This is a genomic window from Companilactobacillus metriopterae (assembly GCF_004117915.1).
Lineage (GTDB): Bacteria > Bacillota > Bacilli > Lactobacillales > Lactobacillaceae > Companilactobacillus > Companilactobacillus metriopterae.
Map to the genome: position 1 here is coordinate 426,927 of NZ_RSTD01000001.1, position 16,999 is coordinate 443,925.

Sequence of the window (16,999 nt, forward strand, 5' to 3'; positions counted from 1 at the left end):
AAAAAATATTATTAAATTACTCGTTATGATAGTATTTTTATGTAGATTGGAGGGGATAAATTGCATAAAAAAATATTTATCTCAGTATTTTCGTTATTAATTTTGGGATTGTTTATTATATTCCCTGCTCATAGTAATTCAAATCAAGTGCTTGCTGCAGATACTACAGTGACACCACATGAAAAACCAACTTCTGATCCTACTATTTTCCTGTTCATATGGTTAACTACCGGATATAGTCTACAGCCTCAAAGTCAGTATACATATGTTGGTCATCCTAAGACATTGATGACTTCTGCCTCATTATCCATTTGGGATGCTATTCTTCATCCTCTAGCAAGTCAACATTACACTTGGTATACTTCTAGTAATAACGGTTCAACCTGGACTGATATGAAAAAGGGCGATCAAGATATAACTGTGGCACCTACTCAAGTGGGTGAGACTCATTACCAACAGAAAGTTAGATGGTATTCTCTTTTTCCAGGACTTTTTGATCCAACTGCATATTCAAAAGTTGCAACTGTTACAACCCTACCGGATCCTGTCAATGCTAAATCATTAAAAGTTAACGCTGATGAAAGATATCTATACAATAACCAAAAAGATAGTGTCTCAACTTATGTTCATGCAACTCCATTTCCAACAAATGCCACAGGGGAAGTTACATGGGCAGTTAACGATACAAGTCTTGCTACTATAAATAACAAGACAGGTTTACTAACAGCAAACAATCAAAGTAAATCTGGTGTTGTTACAGTAACAGGTACTATTACTAATAATGATGGTTCAACGGTATCTGATAGTACCACTGTTGAAATTGGTGGAGGACTAGAAGATCAAACCGTAGATGAAGGCAATACAGCTACTTTTGCTATAAAAGGAAATTTCTCTGCGACACCTGATTCTATTGCTTGGCATAAAGTTGTGAATGGAAATGATACTGTTGTTAGTACTTTAAATAGTAGAACGTATACAACTCCAAAAACAACGTATAAGGATGACGGAACAAAATACTATGCAGTTATCAAAATATCTCAAGATGGTCAATCAACTACTATTACGACCAATCAGGCAAAGTTGAATGTTAATTTTGATACAGAACCAAGAATTACACTGGATAGTACAATAGAAGATAAGACCTATACAGCTCCAAATAATGACAATACTACAATAAATTCGGTAGCCAAGAATGACAATATCGTTATTAAGGGTAATATTAAAGACGATAATGTGAATTCAAAACTTGCATCAGGTCTTTTAACATTTAAAATACCCTCTGATCTTAATGTGGCTGATGTAAAAATTGATGGATCATCTACTTCAAATTATTTAGTAACGAATGATAGTGATCCATCAACTAAGTACTTGAATATATTTGATTTAAGCTTTAAAACTACAAAAACTCATTCATTTGAATTATCGGGATACGTTGGAAGTATTCAATTAGATAACTATCAGTCATTTGTTTCATTTAAGGGTGTAGATAATAATGATGATGAATTAGACGGTGAGTATCGTAGTAATATTTTGAATATTAATTACACTACAAATAATATAACTGCTAATTCCAGTGATATTGATTACGGGAGTATTGGTTATAAGAACATTAATCAACCAGTATCTGCACAGTTGAGTAACAGTAACAGAATTGCCTTAGAAGTTGAAGATAAGAGAAGAGAGAAGAAGCCAAAGCAAATTTATCTTTCTGAAGATAAACCATTGACTAATTCTACTGGAAATAAAATGAACGCTGATCTTAGATACTACTATTCAAATGGTAATTTTGATAGTTTGAGTAAGGGAAGTTTATTGATATTAAGTACAAAACTTGGTGAAGCTATTAATTCCATATATTGGAGCGATAAAACAGGACTGAACTTATATCTATATAATCTTAATACACCAAAAGGTGATTATGAAGCATCACTAACTTGGACTATTGTTGATAGTGTTAAGTAAACAAAAAGGGCTCTCATTTGAGAGTCCTTTTTTTATTTGTTAGAAACAGCAAAGTATAAATCATTAGGGTCTTTGAAGTTAAATACTTTGTTATCACCCATTTGTTGTAAATCACCAACAGTGATATCAAGTTTGATCATCTTACTTCTTAAACTATCAATATCATCTGAGTGGAACATTATAGATGGGACATTGTCAGCCACTTCAGGAGAATTTTCTTTTATAAATTTAATATCATAAATGCACAAACTTAAACTACTGTTATCAGTAGGGGATACTTTAGCAAATGAGTAATTTCCTATTTTACCAGCTTCTATCAGTGAGAAGCCGATATTTTGCCAAAATTTTGCTTCAGCATCTACATTTTTAACGTACAACATTACTTCGACTAGATCATTCATTATTTAATATCCTCCAACTTTCTATTTATAATCTAAAAATAATTTTAACAAATAAATCAAAGTTATGGAGCATTAACTAGTGTTATCAATATTTATAGTGTTTTTAAAAATAGATAAACTTTTTGTGATTTGCTTATATAGTTTCTTTTATTGAAACAATCATAATTGTTCTTTCTTATTACATTTAAAATCTCTTTATAGAACATCATTGATCGAATTGTAGATTTTTTTGCAATTGGTTTTAAATATTTTGCTCCGTCTTCAAATTCTTTATAATATTTTTCTGCAATTTTAGCTTCATATTCCCAAAGATTAATAAAATTATCATTCAATAATTTGTTATGTAAATCATCTAAAGAGTAGTTATATGAATGCATTACTTCTACAGGGAGGTATACTCTGTTATTCTTGTCATCTTCACCAACATCTCTCAGTACATTTGTTAATTGCATAGCTTTACCCAAATAAATAGCATATGGATTAAATGCATCGGGGTCATCAGAGATAATAGGTGATAGCATGAGACCAACAGTTCCTGCAACATAGTAACAGTAATCCTCTAATCGATTTTGAGTCTTTATCTCGATTGTTTGAAAATCGGAAATTTGACCATGTATCATATCTCTAAATGCTTGAATATTCATATCATAGTTTTGAAATACAACATACAGAGCCCGCCACATTGGTGAATCCTCAATATTTCCATTTAAAAATTCATCAAATTCAGTAACAAAGTATTCGAGAGTAGTTATGTCATCATTTTTATCTGCTAGATCATCAATTTTTCTACAAAATGTATATACTGCAAAAACACTGTAGGCATCTTCTAGCGGTAAGGACTTAAAAGCGTTGTAAAAACTCGTGGAGTTATTTTTTATTACATTCTTACAATATTCAAAATCATCTTTGTATTTCAAAAATAAATTTTCAGAATTATTTGTCATCTCGTAATATTTCCTCAACTGTTAATTTTGCACTGTTAAGTACTATTGGAACACCTGCACCTGGGTGAACACTGCTGCCGGCAAAGTATAGGTTTTCTATTTCATCAGATTTGTTATGAGGTCTGAAATAGTTGCTTTGTAGTAGGGTAGGTCTTAATCCAAATGTAGCACCGTTGTATGCGTTGAATTTTTCTTCAAAGTCTTTAGGTGTATAGATATGTTCAACACGAATGTGATCCCTGATATCAGGAAGAATATCCTCGTCTTCCATCATTGTTAGAATCTTATTTCTATATTTGGCAACTTCATCTGAACTCCAAGACATTTTTCCACTTGAAAGTTCTGGCACTGGAGTGAGGATATAGATTGATTCACCATCTTCAGGTGCCATCGATTCATCAATTCTACTAGGGATGTATATGTAAGATGAGGGATCTTCAGGGAAGATGTTGTTAGCGAATAAATCATCAACATTCTTTTTGAAATCATCCGCAAATCTTATAGTATGAAGATTTCTGTTTGAATACTTTTTATCTGTTCCTAGATATATCATGAATGCTGAACAAGAGTATTTCATACTATCAATTTTCTTATTTGTATACTTCTTTCTATTTGTTTCATCGATTAAATTCTTCATAGCATAAGGAAAGTCGGCATTGGCCAAAACATAGTCAGAAGGAAATTCTTTATCATCAATAATTATTCCAGTAGCCTTCTTGTTCTCAACCATAATTTTAGATACGTCGCTATTAAGATGTATCTTTCCACCTAGTTCTTCAAACAATTTAGCCATAGCTGTAGCCATTGAGTACATACCACCATCTATGTACCATACTCCATAAAGTGATTGAATCATTGGAATTATATTGTAAAGAGATGGACCTTCATATGGAGAAATGCCAATATAAAGAGTTTGGAAGGCAATTGATTTGGCGATTCTGTCATCCTCAACAAATTTTGAAATAGCAGTGTATGCGTCACCGAGAGTGTGTAATTTAAAACCTGCTACTAGAGATTTCATATTAAAAAAATCGTGTGGTTTTCTGTAAGATTTGTTTAAAAAATTCTCATTGGCAATAATGTATTTATCATATATATCGCTCAAGAATTTATAATAACCTGAAGCATTTTCGTCGCCCATGGACTTAGTTAGTTTGACAAGGTCAGAAGTAAGTTCTAAGTCGTCATCGTTTTTAAATTTTAAATCCATCATTGGTTCGATGCGTCTCATATGAATATAATCTTCAGGATTTTTTCCAGCAAATTCGAATACTTCGTTGTAGATATCAGGCATCATTACGATTGTTGGACCAACATCAAATTTATAGCCGGAATCGACTATTTGGTTCATCTTGCCTCCGACTGTAGATTCTTTTTCGTATATATCAACGTCGTATCCTAACTTTTGCAATCTGATACCAGCAGATAATCCTCCAACACCAGATCCTATTATAGTAATTTTTTTCATGTTTAAATATTCCACCTATTTCTTAGTTAATTTAATTATATGACATAATTGGCGAAATATATAATTATAGGAATAACAAAATAAAAATTAATACAGTTTATAAATATGTATCGAATATATTTGACAAGTGTGTTAAAATTGAAATTAATTTTCATTAAAGATTAATTACTTTAATAATAAGAAATTAATTTCCGGTTTATAAAAGTGTTTACAAATTGAAATGAATCCATTAAAGTAAGGCTTAATCAATTGGTTAAGCCTTTTTGACGTCAAAGGTAAATTTAAATTGGAGAATTTTTATTATGGATGTGAGATTAGTAAATAATGAAACTGGAGATATGATAGATGTAAATTTAGGATTTTCGTGGACTACTTTATTTTTTGCGTTTTTCCCGGCAATTTTTAGAAAAGATTGGAAGTGGGCAGGAATAATATTTGGAATTTATTTCGTGGCGAATATTTTAACATTAGGAGTTGCTGGGGTTGGTGGAATTATAACCGCAGTAGTATTCGCATTTTTGTACAACGGACTTTATGTAAAAGATTTGTTGCAAAAGGGGTACGAACCAGCAGGTGATAACTCTAAAAAGGTATTAGAAAGAAAAAATCTAATCCAAATTAAAAATTAATTTTTTATAACGTATCAATCAATATACTTTTATTTGTAAATTATCGAGATTATAATTAGCGTGTTTTTGAAATAGTATTACATGCTATGTGTATCAAAATAATAGTATATGGGGAGAAAAGATATGAAGAAGAAGTTAGTATTATTAGGAATAATACTATTAAATATTTTAGTAATTGGGGGGTATAAAACTAGCACAGTAGTTCAGGCTTCCACAGATATTCTTACTGATAAATATGAGCCTACTGGTGTCGCTGCTGTGAAATATCCACAAGTAGTAATTAGAACAAACAGATATGAAAAGAGAACAGATTTGGACAGTATTATTACTAGTGTTAATAATGTCGTCAACGAATATCCAGAAGATGACAGTGCTGCAAGATCTAAAGCAGCAATTGCTTCACTGAATACATACTTTAACTCAGGTAATATCGGTCATGTTTGGATTATCGTATTTAATAGTTCCAAAGCTGGCGATTATACTAGCTATGCTTACCATGGAAATGGTTATATAAAAAATGGTCCTTACGATACATCAGAAAGAAAATTTCATCAAGAACTTGCTGTAAATGTTAAATCTTATGATGATACTAGAAATTTAATGGAAGGAACATATATTCCTAAGTTAAACAGCGAAAGTTACAGTGTTGGTAAAATGATGAACCTTAGTGGTACTGCAACTAATGGTTCATACACACCTATTAATAATTGTGCATGGTTTGCTGGAGAATTGTTCAATCAGACAACTGGTGAAAATCTAGTTTATGCTCAACCAATTAATGGTCAGAATCTAAGCAGTTGGGGTATGCCATATTTAGCTAACATCAGTCAAATTGCTGATCCAGGTATGGTATCGGAAAGTATTGAAAAAGATAACGAGAAGAAATGTTTCCATTTCTTAGATTTCTAAAACAAAAACACTACTTTTGAGTAGTGTTTTTGTTTCTTTAAAGATGTTATTATTGGGTTAAGCTTTAATTTGGAATTATTTGGGGGCATTAACTATGGGAGTAATTGTTGGGGTGATTGAATTTATAACTACAATTTGGTTTTAGAATAATAAAAAGTTCACTATTTATGATAGTGAACTTTTTTAGTATTTTAAATTTTGGCTAGTTTATTTAACACTCGTACCATTTGACATACAAATCCATATTCATTGTCATACCAAGAAACTGTCTTAATTAATTGGTAGTCATCAGTTGTAACAACTTCTGTTTGCGTAGGGTCGAAGATACCACCAAAAGTTGTACCGATAACATCCGAAGAAACAATTTCATCATCATTAAATCCAAATGAAGGATTATTTTTTGTGTAATTAGTTAGTACTTCATTAACTTGCTCTTCAGTTACTTTGGTATCCAAAATTGTAGTTAATTCGGTGATTGAACCATCAGCGACGGCTACTCTTTGAGCATGACCTTTTAACTTACCATTTAATTCTGGAATAACTAATCCAATAGCTTTAGCTGCTCCGGTAGAATGGGGAATAGTGTTTTCTGCTGCTGCACGTGCAGCACGTTTGTTTCCGCCTCTATCTGGTCCGTCTTGTAGTTTTTGTGTTGCTGTATAAGCATGAACAGTAGTCATAGTACCAACTTTAATACCAAATGCTTTATTTTAAGCAGAATGCTAGTGGTGCCAGACTGTTAGTTGTACATGATCCTGCCGAGATAATTTTATCGGAACTGTTTATAGTATCATCGTTGACGTCATAAACAATAGTTTTAATTTTACCTGCTGGAGCAGAAATTAGAACTCTTTGAACGCCAGCTTTTAAATGCGCTGAGGCTTTTTCTTCAGATGTATACAATCCAGTACACTCAAGAACTAATTCTACATTATTATTTTTAACCCAAGGTATATTAGATGCATCCTTTTCTGCATAAATTTCTATTTCGCTATCATTAACAATAATTGAGTGATCTGTATAGTTAACGGTCCCATCAAAAACACCATGAATTGAATCATACTTAAATAACTGTGCCAATGCCTCAGGACTTGTCAAATCATTAATTGCTACAACAGAAACTGTTGATTTATTATCACTAAGAATACGTCTTAAAGCTAATCTTCCAATTCTGCCAAAACCATTTATTCCAATATTAGTCATTTACCTGTACCTCTTTTTTATTATTTAATATGTATCTGTTATATAAATTGTTTAAAACAAGCGCGGCTATAGTGATAGCAACACCTAGTAATTCAAAACGTGAAACGTGATAACCATTTATAATTGATATTACAAATGACGTTATTGGTACTAAATTCATGAATAGGATACCGTTGATAGGTTTGACTATCCTATTACCCATGTTCCAAGCAAATACCGCAATTACGCCGGCAAATGTAATCATGTAAATTAAAGCACCTCTTACTCCAATAATTTGATTAACAGTTGGGAATGATAATAAACCAAATGCTGTTGCAAATATGAGGATAACAATTACTGAACCAACACCATAAATTGATGTTAGAGTTGAATATCTTAAAATTGACCAATCTGGGAAATCAGTACCACCAGTTGTATAAATTACCCAACATAAAGCACCTAATAAGATTAAAACTAGTGCAAATAGGGTGTTCTTTCCAGAATATAAAATTGAAATATCACCTTTTGTTACTACCATAAATACACCAATAGCAGCAACAATCATAGAAATCAATGAAACTTTAGTAGGCTTTGTTCCTTTGTAAACCCACCCAACTAAAACTCCTAATAGTGGTTGGATTGCCATCATAACTGAAGCAATAATAGCGCCAGAAGGTCCAGCTATTTTTTGACCAAGGAATACTAAGAAACTAAATCCTGCAAACGCTGAAGTTCCTAATATCCAAATTTTTAGTCTGTGTCCTTGCGTATTGAAAGATTTTTTTCCTTCAATTATCCAAAGTAATATTGCAAATATAATCGCTACAGAACCATATCTAAATAGTGTGAAGTAGAATGGATCCATTATTTTCAGTGCAGGAGCCATAACTGGAAACATGCCTCCCCAGGATAAGACTGATATTAAACACAGTAATAATCCTGATAAGTATCTTTTTGACATTAGTAAATCTCCTTTCAAATTAGAATTTATCAGTGGATTGTACTTTTGGGAATTAACTCTTTATAATGTGGCTTATAACTAATGGTTATATGGGTCTCTAAATGACAGGGGAATACTTATGGAATTTAACTCGGTAAATATTGATTTGTTTTATGTTTTCACTCGAGTAGCTGAACTAAAAAGCATTAATAAAAGCAGTGAGAGCCTGTCACTCAAGCAACCAGCTATTAGTAAAAAAATTAAACAGTTAGAAAATTATGTGGGTGTTAGTTTATTCAAAAGAACCCCACAAGGGATGGAACTAACTAACGAAGGTAAAAAGCTATATCTGGAGTCTAAAAACTTTCTAAATAATTTTCAGAATTTAAAAGATTCTGTAAATTCAACTGAGCTTACTTTAGAAGATTTAAGTGTTGGAGTATTGGACAGCATATCTTCATATCTGTATCCGCAATTTTTTATAGATACTATGACAAAATTAAAAAATGTAGTTATTTCAAATAAGATTTTCGATTTGATAGATCCATTCAATGATTCTAATCTGGATGCTATTTTTATAGACTCCAGTTTCACAAGAAATTTGAAAGTAGACTATGTAGAAAAAGAACTTTATTCAGAACCATACTTTGTTGTTTATTCTAGACATAACAAAAAAGCCGATGAAGTTCTTTCTTCATCAGCTTTAGCAACAGCAGAAAATCTGCCCAAACTTGATTTGATTATGTATCCAAAGTATTGTCCGATTCATCAAAGGATTGTACAAATATACGATGAACTAGGGTTGTCATACCCCAACATATTCGAGATAGATTATAGTGAATCTACAGTTTCATTAGTTGCCAGTTCAGAGTACGTAACTGTGTTACCCAAATCACTAGCAGTTAACAAGGTGACTCGAGATATTGATAACTTGGCACTAAAACAATTGGATATACCATTTCTCCGAAGTGTTTCTTTGATTTCTAGGAACCAGGAAATTTCAGATTGCATATATAAATATTTATGATGTTGTATATCAGGCATATATTTAGAATTTACTTTCGATACCTAATATAATATCTTTACAGTCGAGAGACTGTATAGCATAATAACCAACCCTATTAACTAGAAAAAGCCCTTGCTCAAATTTTGAGTAGGGGCTTTTTGTATTAGTTCGCTTTGGATGACCTTACGGGTATAAACCAAAAGAATATTGAAGAAAGAAGTCCGATAAGTGGGAAGAAAGGAATAAATAATGTAACTATCAAAGTGAAGCAATTGATAGCTAATGAAATCCATTCTTTCTGTAAAGACTGTCCCATTTTTGGAATATCATTAATTCTCATAACAGATTTTTTCAAATTGATACTAGATAAGTTGAACAATATTACATTGATTACATAAAGTGAAGATGACAGCACAGAATTAATATCCGATCCCATCCATGCAGTTGTTGCAGGTAGTAGGGATGTGAAAAATAGCAAAACAATGTTTGAACAAATAATTCTATAGTCAATTCTATCAACACTATTAAATAGTAAGTGATGATTTACCCACATAGTAGCTATGAATATAAAAGTTATAATATACGAGAAGAATGGGATAGCCATTTCCATTAATGCATGCACAGAGTGGTCATTGTCAGGAAGATGAATTTCCAATACCAAAATTGTCAAAATAATTGCGACTACAGCATCAGTGAATGCTTCAAAACGCTCAGTTCGTTCAAACATAGATTGCTCCTTTATAATGTTTAACTTTTATAATAGTTTATATTATGTCAAAACTTTCGAAGTTTTTAACCATTTTTAAATATTCTGGTTTTATATCTGGTGCTATCCAACTCTTTATATTATTACCTTTTTCATCGATAAATTTTATTGCGAATGGGATAAAAATACTTACTTCAAATTTTCCATATAGATCTTTCTTACCACTACATGTTTTAAATATTTTAATGATGTTATCAATATCTTCGATACTATAATTTTGTTTAATTGATATTAAATAGCATTTTTTAATTAGACCTCCTTGTTGAATATTACTTATAATATATTCGTTGATTTTCAAATATGAATACTTTACTTTACTAAAAATTAATATATTGAAATTTTTGTAAAGAGTATAAGATGTTTTACGATAAATAAGAAAATTTTCTAAAGTGTCTAACTGACTTATGTATTTCCAAGATAGTATTAGTGGAATATTAATTATCCAGAAAATTATTACAGAAAAGTAGTTTATGAAAATAAGAATACTCATATTATTACTTAAATCAGTAACAAAACTTTGCAATGAATGAACTATTATAACTATTCCTAGAATGCTTATGATAATATCAATGAATGTTTTTGTTTTTTTGTTAATATTTTTTGCTATTTCACTTATTAATATTAATAAAGAAAAATTTATTATGATTTCAGTTAACAATGAAAAGGTATATTGATTTGTTATAAAAATTAGCAATCCAGAAACAGTAAAAGATTTTAAAATTTCTTTTTTAAATTTTCCCATACCATTTTCTTTATTTACATAAATAATTAGAGGACTTATAGAGAAAATAATCATTATTATGTAATCCTTAATTATCCATAAATCTATATGGAATTTTAAAATAATTGACGTTAAAATTGTTAAGCAAAAAATTTGGTAAGTAAATAACAAATTAAACGCAGGTTCTTTAATAACTTCTGATATAGATTTAATTATTTCAGCGATAGATTCTTTTATATCTTTATTAAAGATTGCAATTGTAAGGAAGAGGGAAGCAAGAATTAAGATTGCAAGTTCTCTATTGTTCAAATTATTTTCTCCAATAAAAGAACACTATCCACTTGGATAGTGCTCATTTAGATTATACGATTAAGTAGTACTATTTATCACCCGTACGGGAATCGAACCCGTAACTCTACCTTGAGAGGGTAGCGTCTTAAACCATTTGACCAACGGGCAAAAAGACAATATATACTTTAAAGATATATGTATGTATTGTCAATCTAAATTATTTATTTTTATTAAATAACCAAAAAAACAAATAAAAAATCAACCAAATTAAAAATCCAAAAGTACCAATCAAACCTGCCATTCCCAAGTACCAAAAGATAACCCAGTTTGTAACATGATAGGTAGCAATCAGTAAGATAGTCATTAAAGCAAATGTGATAACTCGTATGGATAGATCTTTAAATATGTCATTTTTCATATTTTTATGAAGAAAGCCGATAAATTATTTAGCATATGAACTGCTATGTTAGCTTTTATATTCTTAGTGTTTCTATAGATTACAGCTAGGACGATGCCCAATAAAACTTTAGATATCAAATATCCAAATGTTTTGATTGATACATCTGGTGCATGGATATAACCAAATACTAAACCACTCAATATTATATTCAAATATTTATATCTATAGAAGAACCAATTCATGAAAATACCTCTAAATAATAATTCTTCAAAAACAGGACTTAGAAATACTGCAAATATAAGGAAGTATAGTAAATAGTTTTTAGCAATAGAAGACAGTGCTTCTACGTTAGAGTTATCCGTACTAGGTACAAGAAGAAGTGTTAAGTAATTAATAATCAAGAATGCTACCACTCCTCCTAATATATAAACCCAAGTTCTTTTGTTGAAGGCTACAGTATCAAATTTCTGTGCTTTTTTATAGGTAAAGTAAATAATAAGAAAGGCTACTACAGTTAGTGCAATTACTATATAAGGGAGGATATTATTTACTGGTTTTAGATTTTTTTGTGGAATTGTCAGAATAGCCATTGGCAATTGTTCTATAATAAATAGTCCTATAAAAGCTATTATTTTAAGTATTCCAGACATTATACTTTGAGATTTGGTATTATTATTCATGTAGCACCATCCTGATTTTAAAATTAATTAGATATTTTAGTAAATTAATATTATAATACTTAATTTACGAAGGAGAATTTAAATGATTAAAGTTGCAAAAGGTCGATTGAATATTACTTTTGTAGTCATGGCTTGTTTGTTTATGGTTTTTCAAGTTATTGCTACATTATATATTCCTAATCTTACTTCTGACATTGTTAATAATGGTATTGCCAAAGGACAGACTGGTTATATTATTAGTGCCGGAATGAAGATGATTTTAGTTTCTGTTCTAAGTATTATAGCATCATTTATTAACGTATATTTTGCAGCTAAATCTTCACAAGGTTTAGGTAAGAATTTACGTTCAGATATTTTTAAGAAAGTTCTATATTTCTCTAATGACGAATTTGATAATTTTGATACTTCATCATTAACAACTAGAACTACTAATGATGTTAATCAAATTCAAAATGTACTTATTATGGTATTAAGGATGATGATCATGGCACCTATTCTTTTAGTAGGTGCTAGTGTCATGGCTTATCGCCAAAATGCTGCAATGACAAAGATTTTCTTGGTATCAATACCAGTTATGATAATTATTGTTGGACTAATTATGTTTTTTGCAGTTCCTAAATTTAAGGCAATGCAAACTAAGACTGATCGTTTGAACATGATTTTTAGAGAAGGTCTAACAGGTGTACGTGTTATTCGTGCATTTAGACAAGATAAATTTGAACAAAACCGTTTTAAAGATGCTAATCAAGATTATACACATAATGCTATCAGTGTATTTACTATTGTTTCACTGATGCTTCCTCTTGTTACATTGGTAATGAGTGGTACAAATATTGGTATTGTTTGGTTGGGTTCTCATTATATTGCAAACCAAAGTATGGAAATTGGTAATATGATTGCCTTTATGACATATGCTATGCAAATTCTTATGAGTTTCATGATTTTATCAATGGTGTTCGTTTTTGTTCCCAGAGCTTCAGCTTCGGCTGCACGTATCAATGAAATTTTTGCAGCAAAAAGTAATATTGATAATGTTACAAAACCTGCAGTTATGGGAACAGATCCATCAGTAGAATTTAGTGATGTAAATTATCGCTATGAAGGTGCTCAAGATCTTGCACTTACTGATTTGAACTTCAAAGTTACTGAAGGTCAAACTTTGGCAATTATTGGTGGTACTGGATCTGGTAAGACAACACTGATAAACATGATTCCAAGATTTTATGATGTTGAGGCAGGAACTGTTCGTGTAAACGGAACAGATGTTAAAGCATTGGATAAGGTTGATGTTAATAACCAAGTTTCTATGGTACCTCAAAAAGCTGTTTTATTTAAGGGTAATATTAGAGATAACATGCGATATGGTAAACCTGAAGCAACCGATGAGGAAATATGGAATGCTTTAGAGATTGCACAAGCTGCAGAATTTGTCAGAGAACTAGATGATCAGCTCGATGCACCAGTTGAACAAAATGGTGATAATTTCTCAGGTGGTCAAAGACAACGTCTTGCGATTGCCAGAGCATTGGTTAAAGATGCTTCAATCTATGTGTTTGATGATTCCTTCTCAGCACTTGATTTCAAGACAGATTTGAATCTTCGTACAGCTTTGAAGAATGACTCTAAGATTAAGAAGAGTGTCGTTGTTATTGTTGGTCAGAGAATTTCAACAGTTGCTGACGCTGATCAAATTGTTGTTCTTGAAGAAGGTAAGATGGTGGGTCTTGGAACTCATCAAGAATTGAAAGAAAATAATAAGACTTATCAAGAAATTATTGAGTCTCAGATTAAGGAGGCAGAGTAATGGCTGAAAAAGAAGAAAAGCAACAAGCTCCTAATCGTCAACATGGACCTGGTGCCACTGCTGGTGTTGTAGTTAAACCTAAGAACTTCTGGAAAACAACCAGAAGACTTGCTAAATACATGTCTAAATACTCAATTGGTGTTTTGATAGTTGTTATTTTTGCCATTGCGTCTGCAATATTCCAAATCAGAACTCCTAAAGTTCTTGGTCAGGCAACTACAGAAATATACAAAGGTTACATGAATGGTGTAGCCGAACAAAAAGCAGGAATTAATATTTCGCAATATCCAATTAATTTTGAAAAAGTCGGACATATTATTCTAATTGTTCTTACACTTTATGTATTATCAGCACTATTTAGTTTCATGCAACAATTTATAATGACACGTATTTCTCAGAGAACTGTTTTCAACTTGAGAAGAGATCTTAAAGAAAAAATGTCACGTTTACCAATTCATTATTATGATACTCATACTAATGGGGATGTTATGTCCAGAGCTATCAATGATATGGATAATATTGCTGGTACACTGCAACAAAGTGTTACTCAAATAGTTACTAGTACCGTGACATTTATCGGTGTTATCTGGATGATGCTTACTATCAGTTGGAAGCTAACCTTAATTGCCCTAATAACTATTCCATTGAGTTTACTAGTTGTTGGAGTAATTGCTCCACGTTCTCAAAAACACTTCAAAGCACAACAAAAATCACTTGGACTTCTAAATGATCAAGTTGAAGAAGAATACGCTGGACATGATGTTGTAAAGAGTTTTAATCATGAAGAAAAATCTATCAAAGTTTTCGAAGAAGAAAATGAAAAACTTTATCAATCATCTTGGCGTGCTCAAATGATATCCGGTGTTATTATGCCACTTATGACATTTATTAATAACCTAGGTTACGTTTGGGTTGCTGTATATGGTGGTATCAAGGTTGCTTCTGGTAAGTTGGCTCTTGGTGATATTCAAGCATTCTTACAATATATGAATCAATTTTCTCAACCAATCACACAACTAGCTAACTTATCTAATACTATTCAATCTACAGTTGCCAGTGCGGAAAGAATTTTCGAAGTTATGGATGAAGAAGAAATGAACGACGATAAAGTCGATGTTCCTGACATTCAAACTGACAAGAAAGTTATTCTTGATCATATGCAATTTGGATATGATGGTAAATCATTGTTGATGGATGATTATAATCTTGAAGTCAATCCTGGTGAAATGATTGCCATTGTTGGACCTACTGGTGCTGGTAAAACTACTATCATCAACTTGCTAGAACGCTTCTACGATGTAAGTGGTGGTTCAATCAAACTTGATGGTAAAGATATCAGAAATATGACACGTGAGGAAGTTCGTTCTCACTATGCTATGGTTCTTCAAGATACATGGCTATTTACTGGTTCGATTTATGATAATCTGAAGTACAGTCGAGAAGACGCTACCAAGGAAGAAATTATTGAAGCAGCTAAAGCTGCTCACGTTGACGGATTTGTTCGCCAATTGCCAGATGGTTATGATACTGTCTTGAATGAAGAAGCATCTAATATTTCTCAAGGACAACGTCAATTATTAACAATTGCCAGAGCATTTATTGCTAATCCTGAAATCCTAATCCTTGATGAAGCCACATCATCTGTTGATACAAGAACGGAAGTACATATTCAACATGCTATGAATAGACTACTTAAGAACCGTACAAGTTTTGTTGTTGCTCACAGATTGTCTACAATTCGTGATGCTGACAAGATTATTGTTATGAATGAAGGTTCTATCATTGAAACAGGTAATCATGAAGAACTTATGGAAAAAAATGGTTTCTATGCTGATTTATATAATTCACAATTTGCTGGAAACGTTGCATTATAAGATTATTCAGGTTAAATTAAAGACATGTTTAGACATGTCTTTTTTTATTGGAGAAAATAATGTTTGAAAATACACGTTCACAATTAATATCATTAGTTAACGAGCAGGTTTGTCCCGGAGTTAGCATGGGATTTATTGACCATGGGAAAATGGAGACAGAATACCTTGGAGCCAAATCATGGTTAACAACGTATCGTCCAATAGATCAGGAAAGTTTTCATGATTTAGCCTCGCTGACCAAAGTCATGGTAACTGTGCCAATGATCAAAAAACTAGTTGAAGAAGGTAAACTGTCTTATTCTGATCCTATTAACAAATATCTACCAGAATTCAAAGGCGATAGGGTTCAGGTGATTCATTTATTGACGCACACATCAGGAATTAAGGGCTATATACCTGATCGTGATAGTTTAAATGGGGAAGAGTTAGTTAAAGCTCTTTTAAAACTACCAGTAACAGCAGATTTTAATAAAAAAGTAGTTTATACAGATACAGGGATGATATTTTTAGGATTGATTATTGAAAGAATAATAGGCGGTAATTTTCAAGAAATTGTTCAAACTGAAATATTAGATAATTGGGGATTACATCAAACAACCTTCAATCCTGATCCTCAAATATGTGTTCCAACTTACAAATTGAATGGTGACTATATGCAAGGCATACCTAATGATCCTAAAGCTAGACAGTTGGGGGTACATTGTGGCTCTGCAGGGCTGTTTGCGACATTAAATGATGTTATGAAATTTGCTGAAATTATGCTTGAGAATAAAGATTATTATCAAAATTTAACGGAGTTGAATCCTGGAAGATCTTACGGGTGGAATATCTTAACAGAAGATGGAAATATCTTGTTTCACACTGGATATACAGGACATTTCATTGAACTTAACTATGAAAAACAAAGAGCTATGGTTGTTTTGACTAACAGGGTTCATCCTTTAGAAAATAATCAAAAATTTTTAATTAGACGACAAATTATCAGAGATTCATTTATGAATGAAAAATAAAAAAGCAAATCT

At 31.5% G+C, this 16,999-nt stretch carries 14 protein-coding genes, 1 tRNA gene and 1 pseudogene; 7 read left to right on the forward strand and 9 right to left on the reverse strand.

The features are described 5' to 3' along the window. The first annotated feature begins 60 nt into the window (after window positions 1-60). On the forward strand, window positions 61-1,962 hold the full coding sequence (locus EKN01_RS02155; RefSeq protein WP_129044787.1) for a hypothetical protein: 1,902 nt from the start codon (window positions 61-63) through the stop codon (window positions 1,960-1,962). A gap of 32 nt (window positions 1,963-1,994) precedes the next feature. Here the strand turns inward: EKN01_RS02155 and EKN01_RS02160 are convergent, their stop codons facing one another. From EKN01_RS02160 to EKN01_RS02170, 3 genes are all read right to left on the reverse strand, one after another. Beyond that, window positions 1,995-2,363, reverse strand: coding sequence for a VOC family protein (locus tag EKN01_RS02160; RefSeq protein WP_129044788.1), 369 nt, complete (start codon window positions 2,361-2,363; stop codon window positions 1,995-1,997). A 92-nt stretch (window positions 2,364-2,455) separates the two neighbouring features. Then, the gene (locus EKN01_RS02165) at window positions 2,456-3,307 is read right to left on the reverse strand and encodes a phytoene/squalene synthase family protein (RefSeq protein ID WP_129044789.1); all 852 of its coding nucleotides are present in this window, start codon (window positions 3,305-3,307) and stop codon (window positions 2,456-2,458) included. Then, on the reverse strand, window positions 3,297-4,775 hold the full coding sequence (locus tag EKN01_RS02170) for a phytoene desaturase family protein (protein ID WP_129044790.1): 1,479 nt from the start codon (window positions 4,773-4,775) through the stop codon (window positions 3,297-3,299). The genes EKN01_RS02165 and EKN01_RS02170 overlap by 11 nt, the downstream gene beginning before the upstream one ends. A 302-nt stretch (window positions 4,776-5,077) precedes the next feature. On the opposite strand from EKN01_RS02170, the gene EKN01_RS02175 reads away from it, so the two are divergent. Continuing rightward, window positions 5,078-5,404, forward strand: coding sequence for a DUF2628 domain-containing protein (locus tag EKN01_RS02175; protein WP_129044791.1), 327 nt, complete (start codon window positions 5,078-5,080; stop codon window positions 5,402-5,404). 123 nt (window positions 5,405-5,527) lie between these two features. Beyond that, the gene (locus EKN01_RS02180; RefSeq protein ID WP_129044792.1) at window positions 5,528-6,313 is read left to right on the forward strand and encodes a hypothetical protein; all 786 of its coding nucleotides are present in this window, start codon (window positions 5,528-5,530) and stop codon (window positions 6,311-6,313) included. A gap of 191 nt (window positions 6,314-6,504) precedes the next feature. Here the strand turns inward: EKN01_RS02180 and gap are convergent. Next, window positions 6,505-7,516: pseudogene (gene gap / locus EKN01_RS02185) on the reverse strand (type I glyceraldehyde-3-phosphate dehydrogenase). Then, window positions 7,509-8,456, reverse strand: coding sequence for a DMT family transporter (locus EKN01_RS02190; protein WP_129044793.1), 948 nt, complete (start codon window positions 8,454-8,456; stop codon window positions 7,509-7,511). The pseudogene gap and the gene EKN01_RS02190 overlap by 8 nt, the downstream one beginning before the upstream one ends. 118 nt (window positions 8,457-8,574) lie before the next feature. On the opposite strand from EKN01_RS02190, the gene EKN01_RS02195 reads away from it, so the two are divergent. After that, window positions 8,575-9,462, forward strand: a complete 888-nt coding sequence (locus EKN01_RS02195) for a LysR family transcriptional regulator (protein WP_129044794.1) — start codon at window positions 8,575-8,577, stop codon at window positions 9,460-9,462. 142 nt (window positions 9,463-9,604) lie between these two features. Here EKN01_RS02195 and EKN01_RS02200 read toward each other — a convergent pair whose 3' ends face one another. The 4 genes from EKN01_RS02200 to EKN01_RS02215 form a co-directional block, all read right to left on the reverse strand. Next, window positions 9,605-10,168 (reverse strand): TMEM175 family protein, encoded by a 564-nt coding sequence (locus EKN01_RS02200; protein ID WP_129044795.1) that lies wholly within the window; start codon window positions 10,166-10,168, stop codon window positions 9,605-9,607. A gap of 37 nt (window positions 10,169-10,205) precedes the next feature. Then, window positions 10,206-11,237, reverse strand: coding sequence for a hypothetical protein (locus EKN01_RS02205; protein ID WP_129044796.1), 1,032 nt, complete (start codon window positions 11,235-11,237; stop codon window positions 10,206-10,208). 77 nt (window positions 11,238-11,314) lie between these two features. Further along, a tRNA-Glu gene (locus EKN01_RS02210) sits at window positions 11,315-11,387 on the reverse strand. Between the two features lie 246 nt (window positions 11,388-11,633). Then, a complete protein-coding gene (locus EKN01_RS02215; RefSeq protein WP_129044797.1) occupies window positions 11,634-12,299 on the reverse strand; it encodes a CPBP family intramembrane glutamic endopeptidase in 666 nt (221 codons plus the stop codon). An 82-nt stretch (window positions 12,300-12,381) separates the two neighbouring features. Here EKN01_RS02215 and EKN01_RS02220 point away from each other — a divergent pair, with 82 nt between their 5' ends. Genes EKN01_RS02220 through EKN01_RS02230 form a run of 3 tightly spaced genes read left to right on the forward strand, consistent with a single transcriptional unit; the run spans window position 12,382 to window position 16,987 of the window. Beyond that, the gene (locus EKN01_RS02220) at window positions 12,382-14,103 is read left to right on the forward strand and encodes an ABC transporter ATP-binding protein (RefSeq protein ID WP_129044798.1); all 1,722 of its coding nucleotides are present in this window, start codon (window positions 12,382-12,384) and stop codon (window positions 14,101-14,103) included. Beyond that, window positions 14,103-15,977 (forward strand): ABC transporter ATP-binding protein, encoded by a 1,875-nt coding sequence (locus EKN01_RS02225; RefSeq protein WP_129044799.1) that lies wholly within the window; start codon window positions 14,103-14,105, stop codon window positions 15,975-15,977. The genes EKN01_RS02220 and EKN01_RS02225 overlap by 1 nt, the downstream gene beginning before the upstream one ends. A gap of 59 nt (window positions 15,978-16,036) precedes the next feature. Continuing rightward, a complete protein-coding gene (locus EKN01_RS02230) occupies window positions 16,037-16,987 on the forward strand; it encodes a serine hydrolase domain-containing protein (RefSeq protein WP_129044800.1) in 951 nt (316 codons plus the stop codon). Window positions 16,988-16,999: the final 12 nt, after the last annotated feature.